Origin of the sequence: Roseivirga seohaensis, assembly GCF_001592945.1 — a bacterium.
In the GTDB taxonomy this organism is placed as follows: domain Bacteria; phylum Bacteroidota; class Bacteroidia; order Cytophagales; family Cyclobacteriaceae; genus Roseivirga; species Roseivirga seohaensis.
This window is the reverse complement of the sequence record NZ_LRPB01000048.1, coordinates 119,788-143,505: the sequence shown is the minus strand read 5'-3', so window position 1 is coordinate 143,505 and position 23,718 is coordinate 119,788. Positions and strand designations below refer to the sequence as shown.

Here is a 23,718-nt window from a genome sequence, read left to right as displayed (position 1 = left end):
CGTTTTATGCAGTTATAGTTTCTAGTTGCTTCGATTTCAGGGGTTTTACTACAGGCTCTTTTTTTGCCATATAGTAAAAATTATAAGCGAAAATGAGGTGGGAAAGGAACATGAGTGAACCGCCTACTGCGCGCCATACCCAATAAGGTTGCATCAAAATAACAGAGTCGATAAATGCATTTCCTTCTAACCAACTCAGCCCTCTTAGAGTACCACCAGCCATTAATGAAATGGTGTAAGCGAAAAGTCCAATAAAGGCCATCCAGAAATGTGCTCCCACAAAAATCTGTGGTGGTTCCTTTCCTGTCAACTTTGGAAGAAGCGTATAAATACAAGCCCAAAGAATGAATGAAATAATACCGTACATGGTCATGTGCGAATGCGCCACATTAAAATCGGTGAAATGCCAGATGTAATTGGTGAACCTAAAGGCCTGGAAGCTGCCTTGTGTAGAACCCACGAAGTAATAGATTACACCCACTAAAAAGAAGGGCAATACATAACTTTTCGAAATATGGCTCCAACTGCCTTTCATGGTCATTAGAAAGTTAGTAGTGCCAGAAACTACGGGAATGAACATGCCTGCGCTGAATACAATCGCCACCGTTTGTAGCCACCAAGGCAAAGGGCTAAACACAAAGTGGTGAGTGCCAATTAGTGTATAAAACAGCATTTGCGTCCAAAATGCGAGCACCCCTAGGGAGTATGAGTAAATGGGTTTGTTAAGGGCTGAAGGAAGGTAGTAATAAATAAGCCCCAAGGTAAAAGTCATGAACCACATACCTACGCCTTGATGCATGTAATAACCTTGAATAATGGTTTCTCCCAAACCATTTTGATAGCTAGGAATGTAAGCGATAATAGATAGAATGATGGTCCAAGCCAAAGAGGCGAGAATAAACCAGTTAGAAATATAGATTTCAGAAATCTTTCTTTGCGCTACCGTTTTATAGAAATTACGAAAAGTAATGATGAGGCCTATAGCAAAAAGTGCCATCACGGGCCAGATGTATTCCCTGTATTCACCACCACCATTATTAATGCCTGTCATCAAACAGATATTTCCTAAAAACACAGAAAGGTTAATAAGTACCCAAGCATGCCAAGCATACTTATAGCTATAAATGATAGTGTTGGAAGTACGAGCAATTACAAAATAGCCCAAGCCAATCATAGACAAGGAAGCCCAGCCCCAAAAAACGGTGTTTGTGTGTACAGGTCTTAAACGGCCAAAGGATAGCCATGAAACACTATCGAGCTCTGGCCAGATGAACTTCATGCCCAAGTATTGACCTATGAGTGTGCCGAATACTAGCCAGAATACTGAGGCCCCTACATACCAAAGAACGATCTTTCTAAGTGGGGCTGGGGTATCAAAACCTAGTGTTGTCTTTTTTTTTTCGTCAAAGAAAGGGTTGTTCGTCTCGTGACTAATCTCCCTGAGCAGTCCTTTATCGTCAGTAGCGGCTACATCGCTTCCTAGTTCATTGCCTATGAGTTTGTAGGCTAAGGCTGCTTTTCGTTTGGCTAGTATTTCGTCAATTTCATTATCATCTAGCTTGATCAGGTCTTCATTAAAGGCCAAGTCCTTCTTTACTATTTGTTGGTGATGGTAGTTACCAATGAGACTAGAAAGCTTGGCCATTAAAATGATGATGGCAACAACCAACACAATAACAATGAGTACAATAGTTCCGATTACACCTGGGCTACTGAGCCAATTAGGTGCGTCCATTGTTTCATTTTGCGCTTTTAGTGCGAAAGTAGGAAGCAAGAGTAATGCTGTGGTAAATAGATAATTTCGTTTCATTACAAGATATTAATACCTTTATATCCTTTATTTTGATAAATATTTAACTTAGCGTTTCAAATAAGTCAAACCCGTTTCTAAACTGGTGGCCAATTCAAAAAGGCTTGTATTTTCAAGCATTTTCCTCAATTCACTTCTTATGCTGGTGAACTTATCGTGAACAGGGCAGGGTTCGTTGGCATTGCACACCTTTAAACCAAGACCACAGCCTTTATAAATATTATCTCCATCTAGGGCGTTCACAATTTCGCTAAGTTTTATAGAGTCGATTTCACCTTTATCAATTTCAAAACCACCATTAGGGCCTTTTATTGAATTGATGATTTTTGCTTTGGCCAACTGTTGTAAAACTTTGGCAGTGAAAGCTTCGGGAGAGTCGATTTCCGCAGTAATGTCTTTTAAACTCGCACGCTCTTCATTAAGAGATTTTTGTGCGATGTAAATCACTGCTCGAATTCCGTATTCACATGCTTTTGAGAACATACTTGACTTATTTTCTGTCCAAAGATAAGTCAGGTTTTTAATTCGGACAAATTTATCCGAATTATTTATTATGATTTTATTATTATTCATTCCATTCTCTGCAAATATGTGGGGGATATATATTCAGCCCTTAATACAAAGCCATTTAGCTTTTATTGAGGGCTGAGGTTACTTGACTTATTCGCTCCGTTTTTCGCCTTTGCCGTGGGCTAAAATTATCCGAGTGATTCTCGCCAATGAAAACACACTAATGGCCATTACAATATCGCGTACGGCAACGTCCAGATGACTGCCAGTGAGCAATAGACTTAACGCAATTAGAACAAGCCAAGCAGCGACTACATAACTGCCCATTTCTGTTTTGGTTAATACCAAAATACCAGCACCTATTTCTACTATGCCCACAATTATCATAAAAGTGGAAGCGCTAAAAGGTAGCATATCAACCATACTAGTAGATAGGTATTGGGTCCAATCTGTTAGTAGATTTAAAAACTTGTCTGCTCCGGCAGCAATGGGTACTAAGCCAAAAGTGAACTTAATCAAGTTGTGGATTTTGAAAATTTCTTTAATGTCTCCTGAATTTCTCATAAGTTTTTTAGTATTTAATTTCCCTTTAGATCATCGATTCACAATTCGGTTACAAAATTTGTAACCCAACCAAGGCCTCTGCATCCAATGTTGGATTTTAGAATATTTCAGAAGAATCAATTGGAACTTGGTTGAAGCCTGATAAAGAGTATTTGTATAGGAAGATTGAGTTGTTGGATATCTTATGAATAGGTAGGGGAGTTGCAAAAGTCATCGACTGTTGAATATGTAGTGATTTCAAGTGGTTAATTCCCAGCTATTTGAAAAAAATGATGATTAGTTTGTAACAGGATCAGACCCTTTGTATCAAATACTCAATGTTGCGATCCAACTCAGTTGATTGTTTAATTGTGCCGAAGACCTTATATGGTCTTATCACCTCAATTATCCTATTTCTGTGTTCTATAATCTGCGGGAAGCATAAGGCCAGATATTGATTGCGTTTGATGTCTTGACCCAGAATTTTAAATGTTCGATATCGGTCTTGCGTCCCGTTCAGGAAGATTGCTTTTATCCAAATCCTTGAAATATAATATGTAAACCCTAATTCCTATGAAAAAAAATATTTTAGCACTTGGCGTTTTAATCGCTGTCTTCTTTCTCAGCCTAGTTGGTTGTAATGATGATATTGAAATTAGAACCGAAACAATTACAGCGGTTGATACGCTGTTTCTAGATCCAGTATTGGTATCGCAGGGTAGAGAAACATTTAGATATAATACTTTCGGAGATGAGGCTTTTTGGAGTGATGTACTTCATATTGATAAAGCTATTTTAGGAGAAAGCAATGGAGGGTATGGAGCAGGAGTGAGTCCGGCCACGGCATTGTCCGTTGGGTTAAAAGTGGACTCAGAGGCACTTCCTGAAGAAGTTGTTAGTGCAATTCAGGCAGGTCAAATTGATTTACAAGACCCGGCCAGCACATTGGCATTATTGAAGTTAGATGCCGTTGTTGGCGTGAAAGGCAACTTCAATGAGGCTGGTGATATGACTTCTGTGGGGATTACTTGTGCACTTTGTCACTCTACCGTAGATGATTCTTTCACTGAAGGAATTGGAAAGCGATTAGATGGATACCCAAATAGAGACTTGAATGTTGGAGTTATTATTTCTTTGACTGATAATGCAAAATTTTTGGCGGATTTACTTCATGTCGATGTGCCTACGGTGGATGCTGTTCTTAAAGGCTGGGGGCCTGGTAAATTTAACGCAGGTCTGATGGTAGATGGGAAAGCACTGAAACCTGACGGCACTATTGCCGCCAATTTGTTACCTGCTGCTTATGGTTTACAGGGGGTTAATTTGGCCACATATACGGGTTGGGGTGATATGGTGTATTGGAATGCATTTGTTGCCAATTTAGAAATGCACGGTAAAGGTAACTTTACTGATGCGCGTCTTAATGATCCAGTGAGATTCCCTATTGCGGCTGAGAATAACTTTGGCAATGTGGTAAATGACCCTGATTTAATTACACCAGAGTTAGCCGCTCTTCAAGCTTATCAATTGTCTTTAGATGCTCCGAAGCCCCCTGTGGGTAGCTATGACTCACAAGCCGCTGAGCGTGGAAAAGTGTTGTTTAATGGTGTTGCCGAATGTGCTACCTGCCATATTTCTCCAATATTTACAGATGCTGGTTATAACTTACATAGTGCCGAAGAAATAGGAATCGATGATTTTGAGGCCATGAGATCTCCTACTGGTCAATACAGAACTACTCCGTTGAGAGGTCTATTTGCTAGAATGAAAGGTGGGTTTTATCACGATGGCAGATTCGAAACTTTAGATGATGTAATTAATCATTATGATAGCCATTTCAACTTAGGCTTGTCTAATCAAGATAAGAATGACCTGATAGAATATTTAAAATCAATTTGAGTTAGAGTGTGTTTAAGGCATTGAGAGTTTGAGGATACGGGGCTGAAGGGGGCACTTTCCTCAGCTTTCTCTTGCCTAGATTACCCGTTATATTATCAGGAGTAATGATGGTCTGTCATGCTCTTACTTGTTATAACCCACCAAATTTGCTATCAAGTTCTTCCATAATAATACCTTAAGAAATCACGATTCTTTATGTTGAATACATTAATCACCTATTTAAAATCGACAAGGTTGATGGGGGTATTGTTTCTTGCTTTTGCTACTGCCATGGGTATAGGAACGTTTATTGAAAATAAACATGGCACCAATGCTGCTCGAATTCTGATTTATGAAGCATGGTGGTTTGAGGCAATATTGATGCTGTTTGTGGTCAATTTTGTAGCTAACATTAAGGTTTATCGCTTGAGTCGTAAGTCCAAGTGGCCCGTTTTAACCATACATTTGGCTCTTGTTGTCATAATTGTGGGCGCTACAATTACCCGCTACACAGGCACTGAGGGCTTAATGTCGATTAGAGAACAAGCCGTGAGTGATGAAATTATCTCGGATGAAACACAGCTTAAGGTAATTATAGAAGCCCTTTCCGACTCAGTTAAGGAACGCCAGATTATTGAAAAATCTCTATTGTTGTCTCAGTATACACAGCGCCACAATGATTTTTCCATTCATACGGATTTAGCGAACAAGGAAATTCAAATAGATTATGCGGATTTTATTTCTTCAGCGTCAGAAGTGTTTCAAGCAAATAATTCAGGATATCTGTTCCTCAAGCTTGTTCTATTGGTGGAGGCTGAACGTCAAGATTTTTACCTCAAAGAAGGAGAGGCTAGATTACTCAATGGCCGGACTTATTCATTTAATAAGCCTACCGAGAATGCTATTAATTTTGAATTGACTGGGGATGGTTTGGTGATTACTGCTCCCTTGGATGGATTTGTTTCTCAAATGACTTCTGACGATTCGTATGAAATTCACAAAGGGACTAAAAATGAAGTTCGACTAAAATCTTTTTATACTATTGAAGAGCAGCAATTTGTGGTTCCGGAACTTCCGCAAAGAGGCGAAGTTAGCTTAGAATCTAATAGTGGAAACATGAATGAGGTTTTAGATGACGCCCTTATCTTGAACGTAAAAATCGATTCGGTTCAAAAGGAAATTATAGTTTTTGGGAGTGAGAAGAAGATAGGTAAACCTGAGTTGGTCATTATTAATGGAATGCAACTTACGGTATCCTATGGTAGCGAGATGCTCAAGCTACCATTTAAACTGGGGTTGAAAGACTTTAGGGCTGAAAAATATCCAGGAACTACCAATAGTTATTCTGCTTTCGAGAGTGAAATCGTGGTGATCGATGATCAGAGTAGTTTCGACTATGATATCTTCATGAATCATGTTTTAGACTACAAAGGCTATCGTTTTTTTCAAGCCTCATTTCACCCAGATGAAAAAGGGACGATCTTATCGGTCAATCATGATTTTTATGGAACATGGGTTACCTATATAGGATACTTCGTTCTTTATTTAGGTTTACTACTTATTTTATTCGATAAGCGCTCTCATTTCTCTAAAGTTGCTGGTAAACTGAAGAAACTTAATTCCAGTCTATGCCTGACTGTTGTTTTGCTAGTAGTATCTGGTTTAAAAGCCCGAGCTCAGGAACAGTCTTTGTCTACAATGTTAGTTCGAGAAAAAATTGATTCATTGGTGTTAAGTAAGCCTGTACCTGAGAAACAAGCTTTGGCATTTGGCCATTTGCTTGTTCAGGATTGGAACGGGCGAATGAAACCTATGAACACCTATAGCTCAGAAATTTTGAGGAAGGTGAGCAAGAGTAACACTTATCAAGGTCTGAATTCTGACCAAGTGCTTATTTCAATTTTAGAACGACCACAGCTTTGGTATAATGTTCCGTTGATTTATTTAAAACGGGGGAATAGCACACTGAGGACTAAGCTTGGCGTGGCTTCTGATGCTACTCATATTTCGCTTGCTGAGTTTTTTGAACGGAATGGTGATTACAAGATTCAAAACGAAGTTGATAATGCTTATAAATCAATCGTCCCAAATCAATTTGATAAAGATTATATGGAGGTTGACAAGAGAGTCAACTTAATGTACAACGCTCTATTGGGGAGTCAATTAAGAATATTCCCAGTGCCAGGCGAGAAGAATAATAAATGGATTTCATCGAATGAGCTTTCTGGTTTCTCTGTATCGAAAAACGATTCATTGTTTATACAACATTCGATTCCATTATACATCTCTGGCATGTTGGAAGCTGAAAGATCGAATGACTATGCTGAGGCAGATCTTATTTTAGAAAAGATAAAGAAATTTCAGGCGAAATATGGTGGTGATGTACTTCCTAGTCCCTCGAAAGTAAATGCAGAAGTACTTTACAATAAATATGATGTGTTTAGAAAACTCTATACTTGGTATACCTATGTGGGGGGGCTATTATTGATACTGTCTATTATATTCATGCTAACTAGGGGCAGGAAATTAGAATGGCCACTAAAAGCAGTTCGCTTTTTAGTTTATGCTTGCTTTATACTTCACAGTGTAGGATTAATCGGTAGGGCATATATATCGGGCCATGCTCCCTGGAGTGATGCATATGAAACAATAATTTATATTAGTTGGGCAACGATGCTCTTTGGAATAATCTTAGGGAGAAAGTCGGATTTAGCCTTGTCTGCTACTACATTTGTGTCCGCAATAATTCTTATGGTGGCGCACTGGAATTGGCTTGATCCCGCAATAGCCAATTTACAACCCGTTTTGAATTCCTACTGGCTAATGATTCATGTAGCAATTATAGTAGCAAGTTATGGCCCTTTTACCTTAGGCATGGTCTTGGGCTTATTGAGCCTTATTTTGATGATTTTTTTAAAACAATCGAACTCGAAGGATTTGATAGTGAATATAAAAAAATTAGTACTGACTACAGAGTTGAGTTTAACCGTGGGTTTGGTAATGCTTACAATTGGTAATTTTTTAGGAGGACAATGGGCAAATGAAAGCTGGGGAAGATATTGGGCTTGGGATCCCAAAGAGACTTGGGCGCTGATCAGTATAATGCTTTATGCTTTTATTATTCACATGCGCCTCATTCCTAAACTCCGTAGTGAATGGCTGTTTTCTTTAGTGAGTGTAATAGCTTTCTATTCTATTTTAATGACCTATTTCGGTGTTAATTTTTATTTATCGGGACTTCATTCTTATGCCAAAGGAGATAATATAGTAACACCTGATTTTGTCTATTATTCTTTACTGTTCATTGGCGTAGTCTCTTTTTGGGCCTATCTGAAATACAAGAAGTACTGGTTTAAACTTGGGTTGTCTTAACCGTTGAGCTCAAATTTTTGAATTGTTAATGTATTGAAATCGCCTTCTGAGTCTTGGTTGGCGTGGTCAGGAACGGTTTGGTTATAAATTTTGTAACCAAATGGAAGTGTCGTTATCTAATGTTCAAACCTCACTAAAAATGGAAGCGATTAAATTGAATGACATTACCATTGGAAAAATGTCGGATTCGGAAATCATCAGGAGAGTATTGGGTGGTGAAAAGGAACTCTTTGAGATACTGATGCGCAGATATAATCAAACACTCTATCGTGTGATTAGGAGCTATATGACTGTTGAAGGTGATGTAGAAGATGCTATGCAAGAGGCCTACCTTAAAGCTTATGAAAAGTTAGATCAGTTTAAAGGTACAGCCGCTTTTTCTACTTGGTTGGTAAGAATTGGAATGAATGAGGCGCTACAAAAGATTAGAAAGAACAAACGGATATTTTTTATTGACGAACACACGGAAGCGTCTGGTCGAATTTTTCTACTCCCAGATAACGGACAAATGAATCCTGAAAAGAACGTAATTAAACACGAAACCCGATTGATGGTGGAGAAGTCCATTGACCAATTGCCAGAGAAATACAGGGTGATTTTTATGCTGCATCAAGTGGAGGGCATGAATAATACCGAGATTTCAGCTGCGCTCGATTTAACCGAAAGCAATGTAAAAGTAAGGTTGTATAGGGCGAAGAAGATGCTGAAAGAAGAATTGTTTAAGCAATCCGTAGATGTATCAGCTTTTGAATTCGGGAACTGCCGTTGCGATAGAATTGTACAGTTTGTTATGGATGGTATTTAGTCTAGGCTGTAGGCCAACCTAGACTATTGATCCCTAAACTTGCGCATCATTTTGTTGGCGAATACGAACTCGTCAAGTTCTTGAACACCAGAATGCATAATGTCATCACTATTGCCTTCCCAAAGTTTGTGGCTGTTGCTAAGGAACATAATGTATTCGCCAATTTCCATTACCGAGTTCATGTCATGAGTTACAATCACGGTGGTGATTTGGTATTCCTCCGTAATTTCCGCTAGTAAACGGTCTATTTTGATCGAAGTAATTGGGTCGAGTCCAGAATTAGGTTCGTCACAAAACAGGTATTGAGAGCTGTTTACGATGGCCCTAGCAATACCCACTCTTTTTTGCATGCCACCACTAATTTCTGAAGGCATTCGCTTATTGGTGTTTTCTAACTTTACCCGTTTCAGACAAAAATTTACTCTATCGAGTTTTTCGTCTTCGGGCATTTTGGTAAGAATATCCAATGGAAATTTCACATTCTGCTCTACAGTCATTGAATCGAAAAGCGCACCTCCTTGAAAAAGCATTCCTATTTCCCTTCGAATGTCGGTTTTTAGGTCTCTGTGGGCATTGATAAAATCACGGCCATCGTAAAGAATGTCTCCTGAATCAGGTTTGAAAAGGCCAACGATATTCTTAAGCATCACACTTTTTCCCGACCCACTGGCACCAATGATCAGGTTCGTCTTTCCCTTCTCAAATTTCACACTGATGTCATTTAAGACCACCTTATCATCGAAAGACTTTACTAAATTCTTAACTTCTATCATCTTACTAAAAGTAATTGAGCGAGAATAAAATCACTGAACAAAATGGCTATACAGCTTACAGTTACCGCGCGTGTACTGGCCTGACCTACTTCTAATGCACCGCCTTTGGTAAAAAAGCCCATATAGGAAGAAATGGATGAGACTAGAAAGCCAAAAACAACAGATTTTATTAATGCGAAAGAAACGGTGAATTGATTGAAGTCCATTTTGAGTCCCATAAAGTAGTCGGCTGTAGAAACTACACCACCAAATTTGGCGGCTAAGAACCCACCGAAAATCGCTAGTACTCCAGCAAGAATTACCAAAAGCGGGTACATTATGAGTGTGCCAACAATTTTTGGCAATACTAGATACGATGCAGAGTTAATTCCCATTACTTCAAGGGCATCTACCTGTTCTGTAATTCGCATAGTACCAAGGTTACCCGCAATACTCGATCCTACCTTACCAGCAAAAATAATAGCGGTAATGGTAGGCGCCAATTCCAAAATAGTAAGGTCACGTACCACCAATCCAATAACACTATCGGGAATTAGTGGATTGATTAGGTTATATGCGGTTTGAAGGGTGGATACTGCTCCAATAAAGAGCGAAACCAAACCTACCAAAACGATACTGTTGATGCCCACCAACATGCATTCGTCAAGGGTTAATTTAACATAGGTTTTGAACGACTCACGATTTTTGAAAAGAGAGCTTATAAACAATAAGTATTTGCCGAGACTCTTCATTAAAAAAGCATTTCCATCAGGGTGATTAAATTAACAGGGTGGTAAAATAACAAAACTTGAGGCAAAAGATTCGGCTCGGGCCATCTTAATTGAACAAATTGATCTAATTTCAAGTCGTTGGTAAAACGTAAAAATCTGAAACAATTATTCAAACATGAAAAAACTGGCAGTAATTACCGGAGGAACAAAAGGAATAGGCAGAGCTACCATTGAGAAATTTGCCAAAGAAGGTTTTGATATTATGACTTGCGCGCGAAACCAAGAAGACCTGAAACAGCTCATGAAAGAGGTAAACGAGGCTTTCCCTAAAATTGAGATCCACGCAATTCAGGCAGATTTATCAAAGAAACAGGAGGTGCTTAAATTCGCTGAGATGGTTCAATCCTTTGACCGCCCTGTGGATCTGCTTTTGAATAATACGGGCACTTTTATTCCAGGCAGTGTATATAATGAGGATGAAGGAAATCTAGAAATGATGATTGAAACGAATCTTTACAGTGCTTATCACCTTACACGTGCATTGATTTCTGGGATGATGGTACGCAAATCGGGTCATGTTTTTACCACGGGCTCAATAGCCGGAATTCAGGCCTATGCCAATGGTGGTAGCTATTCTATTTCCAAATTTGCCTTACTGGGTTTTACAAAAGCTTTGCGTGAAGAAATGAAACCTCATGGGGTACGCGTCACTTCCATTTTAGCTGGCGCAACCTATACCCCAAGTTGGGAAGGGGCCGGACTTCCAGAAGAACGATTTATGAAGGCTTCAGATATTGCTGACGCGATTTATGCTGCCCATGCATTGTCGTCCAATACTGTAGTGGAGGAAATTATCCTTCGTCCGCAATTGGGAGATATTTAAGTCTGCCACTGTAAAGTTTGTGGCTTGATTGGGTTTTCGAAAGGCGTTTTCTCTTCTTGGCATTTCTCGTAACGCGTACGAATAGCATTGTACCATTTCGCTTGCATATCAGGGTCGCCCATCAGCATCAGTGGAGGATTGTTTTGCAATCCTTCTTTAAGCTTTTCAAACACATCTACATCCTGCTGAATAAAGGTGTTGGCAAAGCGATAGAAGATAGGTTTTAGGTATTTGAACCAACCGATGTCCGTGTAAATAAATTGAATCAATTCCGTCTGGTTTTCATTTACAGGAGTAAGGGCAGTCATGATCACGATATCATTTTCACCCACTTTAATATGCTCAATTCTGATGCCTGGTAACTGAAAACTGATTTCTGTCGTCTGCTCTTTCTTTAGAATTTTATAAGCCGCTGAGTTCTTAGAAGGTTCATGCCGCACCATTTTGAAACCTAGGTGCGAAGGAGAAAAATTCTTTGTCTTTAGCTTTAGATTAGTCTTTTTTCTAAAGAACCAAGATTGATGCACAAAAGGAACGTGTGCCGGATCAATCAAACCAATTACGGAATGATCGAGGCTACAAGACATTGGCTTGGCTGTCACAAAATCGAAATTGGCTTCTTCTTTTAAAGGGAACTGAGGGAAAAGACTTTCGTCCATGTCCTCAGGCTTGCGCATGTCTTTGGGTAAGTAAATCAGTACAATGCCATGCACTTCGCGCAGCGGATAATAAGGCGCTCTTACCTTAGTTACATCTAATTTAGAAGAAGGAGGGAGCGTTGGTATTTTTGAGCAAGTGCCGTCTGTTTTAAACCTCCAGCCATGGTAGCAGCATTCAATTTCGCAACCGTCAAAAGTGCCATAAGTTAATGGAATGCCGCGGTGCGGACATTGGTTGCGAAGCGCGAAAACCTTCCCTTGTTCATCTCTGCCCAAAAGAATTTTCTCGCTGTCTATTTCCTTCTCAATGGTCTTCCCTTTTTTCAAAAGGCTACCATGACAGGCTACATACCAAATGTTTCGTAAATTTTTTGACTTTGCTGTACTCATTATATCAAATCTGCACCCACAAACATAATGATTATCAACCGCATCTATTTTTAGAGTGGATAGAAATTTTAAGAAGGCCGCTAAAGGTCGTTATATACTGGTGCTGCTATTTCTTTATAAGGAACAGGACTCACCAATAAGCCGCCACTCATATGGTAACTGAGGTTCACGAGGTCATTTGAAACTGGGTCGATATTAAAATCTACGCAAGCAATTTGCAGTTGACTTCCGTTAGAAAAACTGAGAACCATTTCTTGTGGGACATAGAGTTTCTCTTCAAGAATTTCAAAATTTTCATCAAGCTTTTGGAAGTAAGTCCAGTTGATTTCAACGGCACTCACTTCATCACCTTCCATGTTCTTAAAGGTGTCAATGTTGGTGATTTCAATATCGTCCCAATCTTCATCTACGTTTACCTTGGCCAAAGAGAAGTTGAAAATTTGATCTTCTGGATGCCAGTAGAAGGTAAGTGGGCTGTCTTCAAAAACAAATGCTACAGCAGCAGAAACCACTACTGCCTCGTTTTCTTCCACAAAAGGGTAGGGCTGGTGGTGGTTGAACACTCTAATACTGGTTAGTTTTTTATTAAGAATCTTACTTGTGAGGAGTTCGTTGGCTTCTTGTTCAGTCATTACGTGCTTAGTGTCCGATTAAAAAATCAAATATACATTTCTTACTTTATGTAAGCACCCTTCAACACCTCCAACTTTCCGTCAACCTCAGGTAACTCATTAATGCCTAATATATGGGCTACAAATGGGTAAACGTTTACATTTTCAAACTTAGGAAGTTTGAAGCCTGGTTTAATGTTTGGCCCATTTGCGTAGAAAATGGTAGCCATATCTTCTGAGAGATAAGGATCATATCCATGCTCTCCGTGTACTCCGCCTCTAATAATATTTCTTTGCCAATTGCTTTTAGAATTTAAAGAATGACCTGCATTGGCCACCAAAACTATTTCGCCACTTCGCGAATTTTGATAGTGCCAGTTTTTAGGGAAGTCCTCTTTCTTGTAGGCTGTGAAATTATTCTCCTTTCCTTTTATGGTCGTATATATTTGGTCAGTTTTTGATTGGTCGTTAACATAAAGGTGAGCGAGAGTTCCGCTGTTAACAAACCTGTAATCATCGTTATTTATTCCTTCCAGAACTTCATCAACGTTAATCAAACTTTCTTCATTATTGGCTACTTCGTTCATGCCGTGATCGGAAGTGACAATCACATTCACTGGCAGGTCAATTTGTTTAAGCTGCTCCATGATTAAACCCAAAAGTCGATCGGCTTCTAAAACAGATTCTTTAGCACCATTAGGGCCGTTGGCATGCCCTTGGTCGTCCACTAGAGAAAAGTATAATGAAATGTAATTCGGGCGTTCAGCTTTGGGTAATTTTAGCCATTCCATTACCGTTGAAATCCTATCCTCATTTTTCACCTTACCATCATAGATTTCATAATAATCAGGGAAACTGCCCGCGATTGGGGCTTCGGAACCCACCCAGAAATAAGAGGCTGATTTCATCCCGTTTTTCTGCACCAACTGCCATAGAGGTAAACCATCATAAAAAGCAGGGTTTTCTACTACTTTACGGTTACCGATGCTATACCGTAAATCAAGGTCGCGGTCATAGAAATTATTATCCACCAAGCCGTGATTTCCCGGATAAAGCCCCGTTACCAATGTATAATGATTTGGGAAGGTTTTACTCGGAAAAGAGGGAAGCATGGCTTCGGCAGAAGTTCCTGTTTCTATGAATTTCTTGAAATTCGGAGCGTCATATTTTTCCACATAATCATGTCTGAAACCATCAAAAGAAATCATGATTACATAAGGAGTTTCCTGTTGACAAGAAACGGAACTCATTGCTAAAAGTGCAAATACAGTGAATAATAAGGCTGATTTTATATACTTCTTCATTGCTTTATGGGTTGCCTCAAAGATAAAGGCTGCATCAATTAATACGATTGCTTTTTGGGTTTTTTACAAGTCAAAGATCTTTAATCTAGGTAGCTCAGTTTCATGTCAATGGTCAGAGCCAGTTCATTCATGATGGTTTTTGAAAGTCCTTTGCAGCGGCTCATTTCATATTTATAAAAGAATTGGAGTGTGTGGAGCTTGCTTTCATAGAAATCGGTAGCGTAAGTGCTGTCGTTTGTGTCTAAAGCTTTCTGTGCCGAAACCCCGATTTTAAGCCACTGCCAGCCCATTACTACCGTTCCGAATAAATCCATAAAAATTGTGGCATCGGCTAAGTAGCGTTCAAAATCCCCATTTTGAGCATGAGGCATTAAGGCACCTAAAACCTGTTGTATTGAATTAAGGCTTTCTCCTAAAACTCGAATATTAAATTGGAGTGAATCATGAGCGCTAGCTTCTTTAATAGTAGACTGAATTTCTTCGGCCAGCCATTCCAGCACTTTTCCATTTTTTAACCCCACTTTTCGGCCTAATAAATCCAATGACTGAATGCCTGTTGTGCCTTCGTAAATGGAAATAATTCGAATGTCACGGTAATATTGTTGAAGGATAAAGTCCATGCAGAAGCCATAGCCGCCAAGTACTTGTAACCCTGTACTTACTGCTTCAAGCCCTTTTTCTGAAGGATAAGTTTTAGCGATAGGAGTGAGTAATTCTAGAAGTAAATTGTAACGTTCCTTTTCTTCTCCTTCTGAAATATGTTCTAAATCCACATAATGCGCGGCCTGCATTACCAAACTTAAAGAACCTTCCACAATGGCTTTTTGGAAGAGCAGCATTCGTTTTACATCAGGGTGATTGATGATTAAGGTTTGATCTTCGTCTAAGTCCTTTTTACCTGAAGATGTTAATTTTCTTCCCTGAGGCCTTTCTTTTGCATATTCAAGAGAAGAATAAAAAGCAGCTGAGGCTATTCCCGTTCCCATTCTGCCAGTTGCAATTCTAGCTTCATTCATCATTTGGAACATGTAAATTAAGCCCTGATTTTCGTCTCCAATCATGTGCCCAACGCTGTCTTCAAAAACCAAATGCGAGGTGCAATAACCCCGCTGACCCAGTTTTTCAAATTCTCCGGCCACAATCACTTGCTGCTTACCAAGACTACCATCAGCGGCTACTATTTTCTTCGGAACTACAAAAAGCGAAACACCTTTTGTGCCCGAAGGAGCGCCTTCTGTTCGAGCCAATACCAAATGAATAATGTTCTCGGCAAACTGATGGTCACCTGAGGAGATGAATATTTTTTGACCGTTGATTTTATAGGTGCCGTCTTCTTGAAGGCTGGCAGTAGTTTTTACATCTGACAATGATGATCCCGCTTGCGGTTCGGTCAAACACATGGTGCCTGTCCATTCTAGCGACATCATTTTTTGCGCGTAGGTTTCTTTTAGAAAATCATTTCCAAAAGAGACAATAAGGTTTGCCGCACCTGCGGTTAAACCCAAATAACCTGTAACATGGTTATTGGCGGCTTCCATCATAAAATAGAGCGTATGAAAAACGATGTTCGGTAATTGTAAACCGCCATCTTTTTCCTCGAACATGGCCGCTACAAGTCCCATTTCGCCTGATTCTTTTAGAATGCTTTCAAATTGCGGGTGAATCGTAATTACTCCGTTTGCAAAGGAGGAAGGCTTTTCATCCATTTCTTTAATAAAAGGATGAAGGCTTTTATCACAGAAGGTTTTTACCGAATCTAACAATAGATCAATAGATGACTTGTCGTAAGCAGCATATCGGTTGGCTTCAAGTAATTCTTCCGTTTGATGAACATTGTACATCAAAAACTTGATGGTGTTTAGGTTAGTATACTGTGATGGATTAGGCATGGCATATTGGTTTGTTTTCAATATAAGTGAAAACAAATAAAATGCAGGTAACTAAGTTCAGAATGAAGTTTATTCAGTTGCCAATTGTGAGCTTAGAGCAATGGCGCAAGTAATCTACAAACAGATTCGAGCAGTTTCTTCGAAATACTGCGTTTCTTCCATTCATTAAGATGTAATTCTTCGCAATCGGCCTTATCGGTTTCAAAATTCTGATTGAGTTGAATAGCGATGGTAGGATCATAAATATAGGTGTTCACCTCATGGTTTAGGTCGAAACTTCGGTAATCCATATTGGCTGTGCCTACTATGGCTAGCTTTCCGTCTACTGTAAGCGTTTTAGAATGCAGAAAGCCCTTTTTGTAGAGATACACCTTTACGCCAGCTTCTAAAAGTTGCTTCATAAATGACATGGAAGCTGCTTGAACGATCCAAGAGTCAGAAGCATGGGGAATCATAAGTTCTACGGAAACCCCACTTTTGGCAGAGGTAGTAATTCCGTTAATAATACTCTCATTTGGAATGAAGTATGGGGTAGCAATTTTAAGACTATTCCTAGCGGAGTTTATGGCTAAACAGAATGAGTCCATAATACTGGCTAAATCCCAATCGGGGCCACTTGCGTTTACCTGAACATAACTAGAACCAAATGAAGGTTCGGTTTTTGGGAAATGCTTTTCAGTTGGTCGCCAAGGCTGACCAGAGACAAATTGCCAATTGAGAATAAATAGAAACTGTAATGTTTTTACTGCGGAGCCTTCGATTTTAATATGGGTGTCGCGCCAGTAGGTTGGGTATTTACCATTGTTGATATAACGGTCGTCAACATTAATCCCTCCAGTAAAACTGGTAATACCATCAATAATAACCACTTTCCTGTGGTTGCGGTAATTGATTTTACTGGTAAATGAAGGGAAAAGTACTGGCATGAATTCATAAATTTCAACACCAGCGCTTTTCATTTTTTCGAAATAAGCGCTTTTTAAACCGAGGCTTCCAACACCATCTACAATCACCCTTACTTGAACACCCTCTTTGGCTTTAGCCATTAATAACTCACTGATTTGATGCCCGATTCCATCGCTAGTAAAGATGTAGTATTCTAAATGAATATGATTTTTTGCTTGTTTCAGTGCTTCTAAAAGTGCTGGAAACTTTTCTTCCCCATTTTTCAATAAGGTAATTCTATTATTTTCTGAAAGAGGAGAGAGATCGCGACTTAAAAAGCGAATGAGTTTATCGAATTGTTCGCTTACTAAAGCTTTATGAATAGGAGTTGCATTCTCTGGGGTTAAATATTCATCAATATATTTTTGGCCAAAAGCAGAGTTGATCAATTGGTTTTTAGAGAAGATTCTTCGTTTTCTGATGTGCTGCCCAAAAAATAGATAGATGATTAGGCCTAAAACAGGCAATAATAATAACAGTAAGAGGTAAGAATGCGTTTTTAGCGGGTTTCTGTTTTCAAGCAAAATATTAATGACCACAATAAAAATAGCTAAATAATATAGCCCTAGAAGGAAAGGAGAAAGCGTGAACCAAAAATCAAGCATGATTAAAATTAGCGATTTAACCCATAGCTAGTTACTAAAGTTCAGAATTGATTTCAATGAGAAATGAAGGGAAGATTAAAAACTTAGAAGTTCTTTATATAGCTTGTGCAAGGGCAGGCCCATCACATTGTAAAAATCACCTTCAATTTTCTCGATCCCCACCATGCCAATCCATTCTTGGATTCCGTAGGCACCCGCCTTGTCGAAAGGCTTGTATTTTTTGATATAATGCTCGATTTCAGCTTTTTCTAGCTTTCGAAAAGTGACTTTGGTAGTTTCTGAAAAACTTCTTTTTTTATTGGAAGAACGAAGACAAACGCCTGTGATTACCTGATGCGTTTTTCCTGAAAGCGACTGAATCATTTGAAACGCTTCCTGTGCATTTTCGGCTTTATTTAAAATTTGGTCTTCATTCAAAACCGTAGTGTCGGAAGTAATGACTAATTCGTTTTCTTCTAAATTCTCAAAAGCATCAGATTTTTTAACTGCTAAATACTCAGCTACTTCGTTTACGGGTATTGATAGAGGAAAAGACTCGTCCACCTCTTTTGTTCTGATTTCAAAATCCACTTCCAAAGATCGAAGCAGTTCTTGTCTTCGAGGAGATTTAGAAGCCAATATCAAATGGTAGGGTAAATTCATCTTCTTTAATTGATCCGAATAAATAACCACTAATTACTTTAGGGTAGAAGTAGGTCGATTTTTGGGGTAGGGTATATCCTGAGTGGCAAACGTTTTTCACATCTTCCATGCTGATATCTTGAGTGATAATGGCAAAATCCACTTCCCCAGTAATGGTTTTTTCTAAACAGTTTGAGAAGTTTCTTTCAAAGGAAATATGCTCAGAACTTCGTTGGTCTTTACCTAAAATACCCAATGCTTTTTCTATGATAAAATAGTGCATTACGGTTAAGTCCAAATCTTTAACTACCTGAGGGAAATTCCATTTGAGTTCAGTAATTCGTTCAGGCTTCAATCTTACTTTCACGGCCTCTTTTCCAAATAATAAACCAAAGGCCCATTTTTTGCCTAAAATGATTTCATTTACATCATTTGGGTTGTCAAGTGGTTTAATAATAAAGTCTTCAGAAAGCGTATTGAGCAGATCTTCTTTGTTGAAGTTTTTTAAGCCAGAGAGTAATCTGTGGGTAGGTAGAATTCTTAAATCATCGGCTTCTGCATTGGTCAGGTACATCAAATGAAAATTGTAAGCCTCATTACCAGTGTGGTTTGGGTTTTGAGCCTTCATTCGCTGTTTATATAGCAAAGAGCCTTCGTATCTATGATGACCATCGGCTAAAATCACTTGCTGATCTTTCAGTTTAGCCACAAACTTTTTGATGACTTCAAAATCATGAATTACACTCAAAACATCACGAACACCCTGATAATCTTCCCTATCATAAATGGGGTTTTTCATGCTTTCGTCCATGTATTGCTCAAGGCTAAATTCAGGGTCGAAATAAAGCCCATGCGTTGGACTCACATTCATTTGGCTTTGTGCTAAAATATCTATTCTGTCGTTTACAGAATGCGGCATTGTGTTCTCATGGCGAAGCACATCAGAATCTACACTGTTCCAATCTGTGGCTTCTATAAAGCAAATAAAGCCCTTTCTAATATATGTTCGTCTACTGCCGGGTAGTGTAAAATGTTGGTAATAAACGTAAATGCCCGGAATTTGATCTTGATTGATAATGCCTTCTGCCTTCCATTCTTCTACTGTCCTCTTCTGCGTTTCGATATCTCTAGGAACGCTGATGTGGATGCTGTTATATGGATTGTTATAAAGTGCCTCTCGTTGTTTTTTTGAAACGACATCAAAAAGGGGAGAAGCTAAATCTTCAATTTTATTTGATAATTCACGGTTATATCGCCAAGCGCGAAAGGGTTTTATTCTTGCCATAATGTTTAGTCGCGTACTCTTAGCTTCCAGTTACTGGAGGTAGTGTTACTCTTTAACTTGAGACTATTGTTACTTTTTTCTTCACTGATTAAAGCAGCAAGTACCAAAGCAATGTCGTGATGCTCGGGGTTTACTTCTTGAAGCAATTCAGGTTTGTAATATGTTTCTACAAACTTGGTGTCGAATTTACCTGAAGTAAAGGCTTCGTGCTTAATGGCGAATTCGCAGAAGTTAAGCGTAGTTTTAAAACCTGTTATTTCATATTCCTGAATAGCTTTTACCATTCTTTCAATGGCTTCAGTTCGGTCTTTTCCTGAGGCAATAAGCTTGGCTATCATTGGGTCGTAATAGATAGGAATATCCATTCCCTCTTCAAAACCGTCATCTACTCTGATCCCTGGCCCCTCAGGTCGATTGTAGGTGCTTAAATATCCAATATCTGGTAGGAAATTATTGGTTGGGTCTTCAGCATAAACCCTTACTTCCAATGAATGTCCTTTTATTTTAAGGTCTTCTTGTTTAAAGCTTAATGGATGACCTTCGGCAATTAAAATCTGTTCCTTTACTAAGTCTACACCGGTAATTTCTTCGGTAACGGGGTGTTCTACTTGTAAACGTGTATTCATTTCTAAAAAGAAGAAATCTAAATTTTCGTCTACAATAAACTCTACCGTACCTGCACTGTAGTAGTCGCAAGACTTGGCAACTCCCAAAGCAGCTTCGCCCATGGCTTTACGCTTTTCTGGAGTGAGAATGGCAGAGGGAGCTTCTTCAATTACTTTTTGATGTCTTCTTTGAATAGAACATTCGCGTTCGAAAAGGTAAACTAAGTTTCCATGTTTATCACCCAATACCTGAATTTCGATATGACGTGGAGAAGTGATGAATTTTTCAACGAAAACAGCGCCATTACCAAAAGCAGATTGTGCTTCGCTAATGGCACGTTTCATTTGCTCTTCTAGTTCTTCTGGATTTTCGACAACCCTCATTCCTTTACCGCCACCACCAGCGCTGGCCTTAATTAGAACCGGGTAACCTACTTGCTCAGCAATTTTTCTTGCCTCTTCTGGATCTGTAACGGCATGATTTACTCCTGGTACCATAGGAACATTATAGCCCGATACAGCCTCTTTGGCAGAGAGCTTATCGCCCATAATTTCAATAGCTTTTGTAGATGGGCCAATAAAAATGATACCGTTTTCTTCTATCTTTTTTGCAAAGCCAGCGTTTTCGGAGAGGAATCCATAGCCAGGATGCACGGCATCAACTGCTAAGTCTTTACAAATTTCGATAATCTTATCAGTCATTAAATAAGACTGTGCGGAAGGAGGAGGACCAACGTTAACGGCTTCGTCTGCATAGCGCACATGTGGCGAATGGCGGTCTGCATCGCTATATATGGCTACGGTTTTGATTCCCATTTCGCGGGCTGTTTTCATTACCCTGATAGCAATTTCACCGCGGTTGGCTACTAAAATTTTCTTTATTTTCCTGATTTCCATTCCCTTCAAAATTTTGCTTACAATGCTAATTAATTATCTGCTAAAATCTAAGTTTGGGCTTGTGATATATACCTGCGGTTTTTTGATAAATGGCGTTTATAGTGTTACATTTGCAGCCTTATTTGTTACTTAGGTTAATCAACTTAAAGTCTAAAGGAATTGGATCTATTTGAAAAATTACTTGCTGATAACGGCCCATTAGGGAAACATTCAGAGATATCAGAAGGGTACTTTACGTTCCCTAAATTAGAAGGTGAAATTGCTCCACGAATGAAGTTTATGGGCAAAGAAGTCCTTACTTGGAGTTTAAATAACTATTTGGGTTTGGGTAACCTGCCAGAAGTTAGAGAGGCAGATGCTAAGGCTGCTGCCGATTGGGGCTTAGCTTACCCTATGGGAGCTAGAATGATGTCTGGAAACACGGATTATCATGAAGAATTAGAACAGGGCTTGGCCTCTTTTGTGGGCAAGGAATCTGGATATTTATTGAATTACGGATATCAAGGCGTTCTTTCTATTATAGATGCTTTGGTTGATCGTAAGGATGTAATTGTGTATGATGGCGAATCGCATGCTTGTATTATCGATGGCGTAAGATTGCACATGGGTAAACGCTTTGTGTACCCACATAACGATATTGAAAACCTTGAAAAGCAGCTTGAAAGAGCTACTCGTTTAACTAAAGAAACTGGAGGTGGAATTTTAGTGATTACCGAAGGTGTATTTGGGATGACTGGTAACCTGGGTTCATTAAACGAGATTGCTGCCTTAAAATCTAAATTCAACTTTAGACTTTTTGTAGATGATGCTCATGGTTTTGGTACTATGGGAGCTACTGGTGCTGGTACCCACGAGCACTTGAATTGTGTTGATGAAGTTGATTTGTATTTCTCAACCTTTGCTAAATCAATGGCCGCGATTGGGGCTTTTGTAGCAGGAGATAAGCGAATTATCCATTACCTTAAATACAATATGAGGTCTCAGATTTTCGCGAAAGCATTACCAATGCCATTTGTGATTGGTGGTCTTAAAAGATTAGAGATCATAAAAACTCAGCCTCAGCATAAGGAAAACCTTTGGAAAATTGTAAACGCACTTCAAGGTGGGTTACAAGCAAAAGGTTTTAGTATTGGAACCACCAAATCGAGTGTAACTCCGGTGGTACTGAACGGAACCGTTGGTGAGGCCGCAACCTTAAGTAAGGATTTAAGGGAGAATTTTAATATTTTCTGTTCTGTTGTGATATACCCAGTAGTGCCAAAAGGAATGATCATTTTAAGACTAATTCCAACAGCGTCTCACAGTATGGAAGATGTAAACGAAACTATTGCTGCATTTGAGGCAATTAAGGGTAAGTTAACGAGCGGTGAGTACAAAAATGCCGAGTTAGCGGCTGCCTTTGGGGAGTAATGTTAAAAAAAAGTGCCCTGACTGTTGCAAATAGAGTATTTTGATTTAAATTGCTATCCAAACAAACATTTTTCAACAACCTTAAAAGCACAAATAATATGAGCAGATTTAGCGAAGTAAAAAACTTAATTGACTCTTTAGAGGGTGATTTCGAAAAGTTCTACGACAAGAAAAATCAAGCTGCGGGTACTAGAGTTAGAAAAGGAATGCAAGACCTTAAGAACTTAGCTCAAGAAATTCGAATTGATGTTCAAAACATTAAGAACCAAGGATAATTATTACATCCTTTGAAAAATAAAAGAGAGGCTAATCGTTAGATTGGCCTCTCTTTTTTTGTGCTGTAATTACTTATAATAAAGCCTTAATCTTTGTTTTAAGGTCTTCTGAGGCTGGTAATAGAGGCATTCGTACGTAGTTTTTACATATACCGAATTCTTCTAAAACCTGCTTTATTCCTACTGGGTTGCTTTCTGCATACATCAAAGGATTAATGTCGATTAACTCAAAAGTGGCTTCTGAAGATGCTTTAAAATCGGCAGAAAATGCTGCCTTTGTTATCCTCTTAAAGGTTTCTGGGAAGGCATTTGCAAGCACAGAAATAACACCAACTGCCCCAGTCGCCATCATGGGAGTTGTCAATAAATCGTCACCAGAAATCAATAAAAAGTCTTCCGGAGCATCTTTTGAAATGGACATGCACTGTGTTAAATCACCAGAAGCTTCTTTAATTGCAACAATATTTTTGTGTTGAGCCAAACGTAATGTAGTGTTTGCTGATATATTTGATTGCGTTCTACCAGGTACATTGTATAAAATTACAGGAACCGGAGATGCATCGGCAATCATTTTAAAATGCTGATAAATTCCTTCTTGGCTTGGCTTATTATAGTATGGACTTACAGATAGTATTGCGTCTACGCCATCTAAATCAGCCGATTTAATATTGTCTAAAACAGACTGTGTGTTGTTTCCTCCAATACCATATACAATGGGTAAACCAGTTTTATTATTCTTCTTTACAAACGAGAGAATCTCAGCTTTTTCCGCTGCAGTAGTAGTGGCCGATTCTCCCGTTGTACCTTGTACTACGAAATAATCAACCCCTTTGGCGGTGTGCTCTAAGAGCTTTAATAACCCGTCAAAATCAATTGTTAAATCTTCATTAAAAGGTGTAACTAGCGCTACACCTGTACCTTTTAATATCTCCATTTTC

Annotated in this window: 20 protein-coding genes; 6 read left to right on the top strand and 14 right to left on the bottom strand. The window is 39.0% G+C overall.

The window, feature by feature from the left end:
* Positions 1–4 precede the first annotated feature (4 nt).
* The 3 genes from AWW67_RS15150 to AWW67_RS15140 form a co-directional block, all read right to left on the bottom strand.
* Positions 5–1,810 (bottom strand): cbb3-type cytochrome c oxidase subunit I, encoded by a 1,806-nt coding sequence (locus tag AWW67_RS15150; RefSeq protein ID WP_062302769.1) that lies wholly within the window; start codon positions 1,808–1,810, stop codon positions 5–7.
* Positions 1,811–1,858: 48 nt separating this feature from the next.
* A complete protein-coding gene (locus AWW67_RS15145; protein WP_062302767.1) occupies positions 1,859–2,293 on the bottom strand; it encodes an RrF2 family transcriptional regulator in 435 nt (144 codons plus the stop codon).
* Positions 2,294–2,470: 177 nt separating this feature from the next.
* Positions 2,471–2,884, bottom strand: coding sequence for a hypothetical protein (locus tag AWW67_RS15140; RefSeq protein WP_062302766.1), 414 nt, complete (start codon positions 2,882–2,884; stop codon positions 2,471–2,473).
* 552 nt (positions 2,885–3,436) lie between these two features.
* Here AWW67_RS15140 and AWW67_RS15135 point away from each other — a divergent pair.
* The 3 genes from AWW67_RS15135 to AWW67_RS15125 all read left to right on the top strand — a co-directional run bounded on the left by AWW67_RS15135 (position 3,437) and on the right by AWW67_RS15125 (position 8,918).
* Positions 3,437–4,762, top strand: coding sequence for a hypothetical protein (locus AWW67_RS15135; protein WP_062302765.1), 1,326 nt, complete (start codon positions 3,437–3,439; stop codon positions 4,760–4,762).
* Positions 4,763–4,957: 195 nt separating this feature from the next.
* On the top strand, positions 4,958–8,113 hold the full coding sequence (locus AWW67_RS15130) for a cytochrome c biogenesis protein (RefSeq protein WP_071387153.1): 3,156 nt from the start codon (positions 4,958–4,960) through the stop codon (positions 8,111–8,113).
* 139 nt (positions 8,114–8,252) lie between these two features.
* Positions 8,253–8,918, top strand: coding sequence for an RNA polymerase sigma factor (locus AWW67_RS15125; protein WP_062303166.1), 666 nt, complete (start codon positions 8,253–8,255; stop codon positions 8,916–8,918).
* Positions 8,919–8,941: 23 nt separating this feature from the next.
* Here the strand turns inward: AWW67_RS15125 and AWW67_RS15120 are convergent, their stop codons facing one another.
* Both AWW67_RS15120 and AWW67_RS15115 read right to left on the bottom strand, forming a co-directional pair.
* Complete coding sequence (locus AWW67_RS15120; RefSeq protein ID WP_053224366.1) at positions 8,942–9,691, bottom strand: ABC transporter ATP-binding protein; 750 nt, start codon at positions 9,689–9,691, stop codon at positions 8,942–8,944.
* A complete protein-coding gene (locus AWW67_RS15115; RefSeq protein WP_062302757.1) occupies positions 9,688–10,422 on the bottom strand; it encodes an MlaE family ABC transporter permease in 735 nt (244 codons plus the stop codon). The genes AWW67_RS15120 and AWW67_RS15115 overlap by 4 nt, the downstream gene beginning before the upstream one ends.
* Positions 10,423–10,576: 154 nt before the next feature.
* On the opposite strand from AWW67_RS15115, the gene AWW67_RS15110 reads away from it, so the two are divergent.
* On the top strand, positions 10,577–11,284 hold the full coding sequence (locus AWW67_RS15110; protein WP_062302755.1) for an SDR family oxidoreductase: 708 nt from the start codon (positions 10,577–10,579) through the stop codon (positions 11,282–11,284).
* Here AWW67_RS15110 and AWW67_RS15105 read toward each other — a convergent pair.
* From AWW67_RS15105 to AWW67_RS15070, 8 genes are all read right to left on the bottom strand, one after another.
* Positions 11,281–12,333 (bottom strand): Rieske 2Fe-2S domain-containing protein, encoded by a 1,053-nt coding sequence (locus tag AWW67_RS15105; RefSeq protein WP_062302754.1) that lies wholly within the window; start codon positions 12,331–12,333, stop codon positions 11,281–11,283. The two genes, AWW67_RS15110 and AWW67_RS15105, sit on opposite strands and share 4 nt — an antisense overlap.
* A gap of 80 nt (positions 12,334–12,413) precedes the next feature.
* A complete protein-coding gene (locus tag AWW67_RS15100) occupies positions 12,414–12,965 on the bottom strand; it encodes a hypothetical protein (protein WP_062302752.1) in 552 nt (183 codons plus the stop codon).
* Positions 12,966–13,006: 41 nt separating this feature from the next.
* Entirely contained in the window at positions 13,007–14,248 is a 1,242-nt protein-coding gene (locus AWW67_RS15095; RefSeq protein ID WP_062302751.1) for an alkaline phosphatase family protein, read from the bottom strand.
* An 80-nt stretch (positions 14,249–14,328) separates the two neighbouring features.
* Positions 14,329–16,137: an acyl-CoA dehydrogenase family protein gene (locus AWW67_RS15090; RefSeq protein ID WP_062302749.1), complete on the bottom strand. Its 1,809-nt coding sequence runs from the start codon at positions 16,135–16,137 to the stop codon at positions 14,329–14,331.
* A 92-nt stretch (positions 16,138–16,229) separates the two neighbouring features.
* Positions 16,230–17,687 carry a cardiolipin synthase gene (gene cls, locus AWW67_RS15085; protein WP_062302748.1) on the bottom strand — a complete coding sequence of 486 codons (1,458 nt, stop codon included), beginning with the start codon at positions 17,685–17,687 and terminating at the stop codon, positions 16,230–16,232.
* A gap of 75 nt (positions 17,688–17,762) precedes the next feature.
* Positions 17,763–18,329: a Maf family nucleotide pyrophosphatase gene (locus AWW67_RS15080; protein ID WP_062302747.1), complete on the bottom strand. Its 567-nt coding sequence runs from the start codon at positions 18,327–18,329 to the stop codon at positions 17,763–17,765.
* The gene (locus AWW67_RS15075; RefSeq protein ID WP_062302745.1) at positions 18,295–19,593 is read right to left on the bottom strand and encodes a DUF1015 domain-containing protein; all 1,299 of its coding nucleotides are present in this window, start codon (positions 19,591–19,593) and stop codon (positions 18,295–18,297) included. The genes AWW67_RS15080 and AWW67_RS15075 overlap by 35 nt, the downstream gene beginning before the upstream one ends.
* Positions 19,594–19,598: 5 nt before the next feature.
* Positions 19,599–21,089, bottom strand: a complete 1,491-nt coding sequence (locus AWW67_RS15070) for an acetyl-CoA carboxylase biotin carboxylase subunit (protein WP_062303164.1) — start codon at positions 21,087–21,089, stop codon at positions 19,599–19,601.
* Between the two features lie 165 nt (positions 21,090–21,254).
* On the opposite strand from AWW67_RS15070, the gene AWW67_RS15065 reads away from it, so the two are divergent.
* Positions 21,255–22,505 (top strand): aminotransferase class I/II-fold pyridoxal phosphate-dependent enzyme, encoded by a 1,251-nt coding sequence (locus AWW67_RS15065; RefSeq protein ID WP_062302744.1) that lies wholly within the window; start codon positions 21,255–21,257, stop codon positions 22,503–22,505.
* Positions 22,506–22,603: 98 nt separating this feature from the next.
* Positions 22,604–22,780: a BF3379 family histone-like protein gene (locus AWW67_RS15060; protein WP_053224355.1), complete on the top strand. Its 177-nt coding sequence runs from the start codon at positions 22,604–22,606 to the stop codon at positions 22,778–22,780.
* Positions 22,781–22,853: 73 nt separating this feature from the next.
* Here the strand turns inward: AWW67_RS15060 and dapA are convergent, their stop codons facing one another.
* Positions 22,854–23,714, bottom strand: a complete 861-nt coding sequence (gene dapA, locus AWW67_RS15055) for a 4-hydroxy-tetrahydrodipicolinate synthase (protein ID WP_062302742.1) — start codon at positions 23,712–23,714, stop codon at positions 22,854–22,856.
* Positions 23,715–23,718 lie beyond the last annotated feature (4 nt).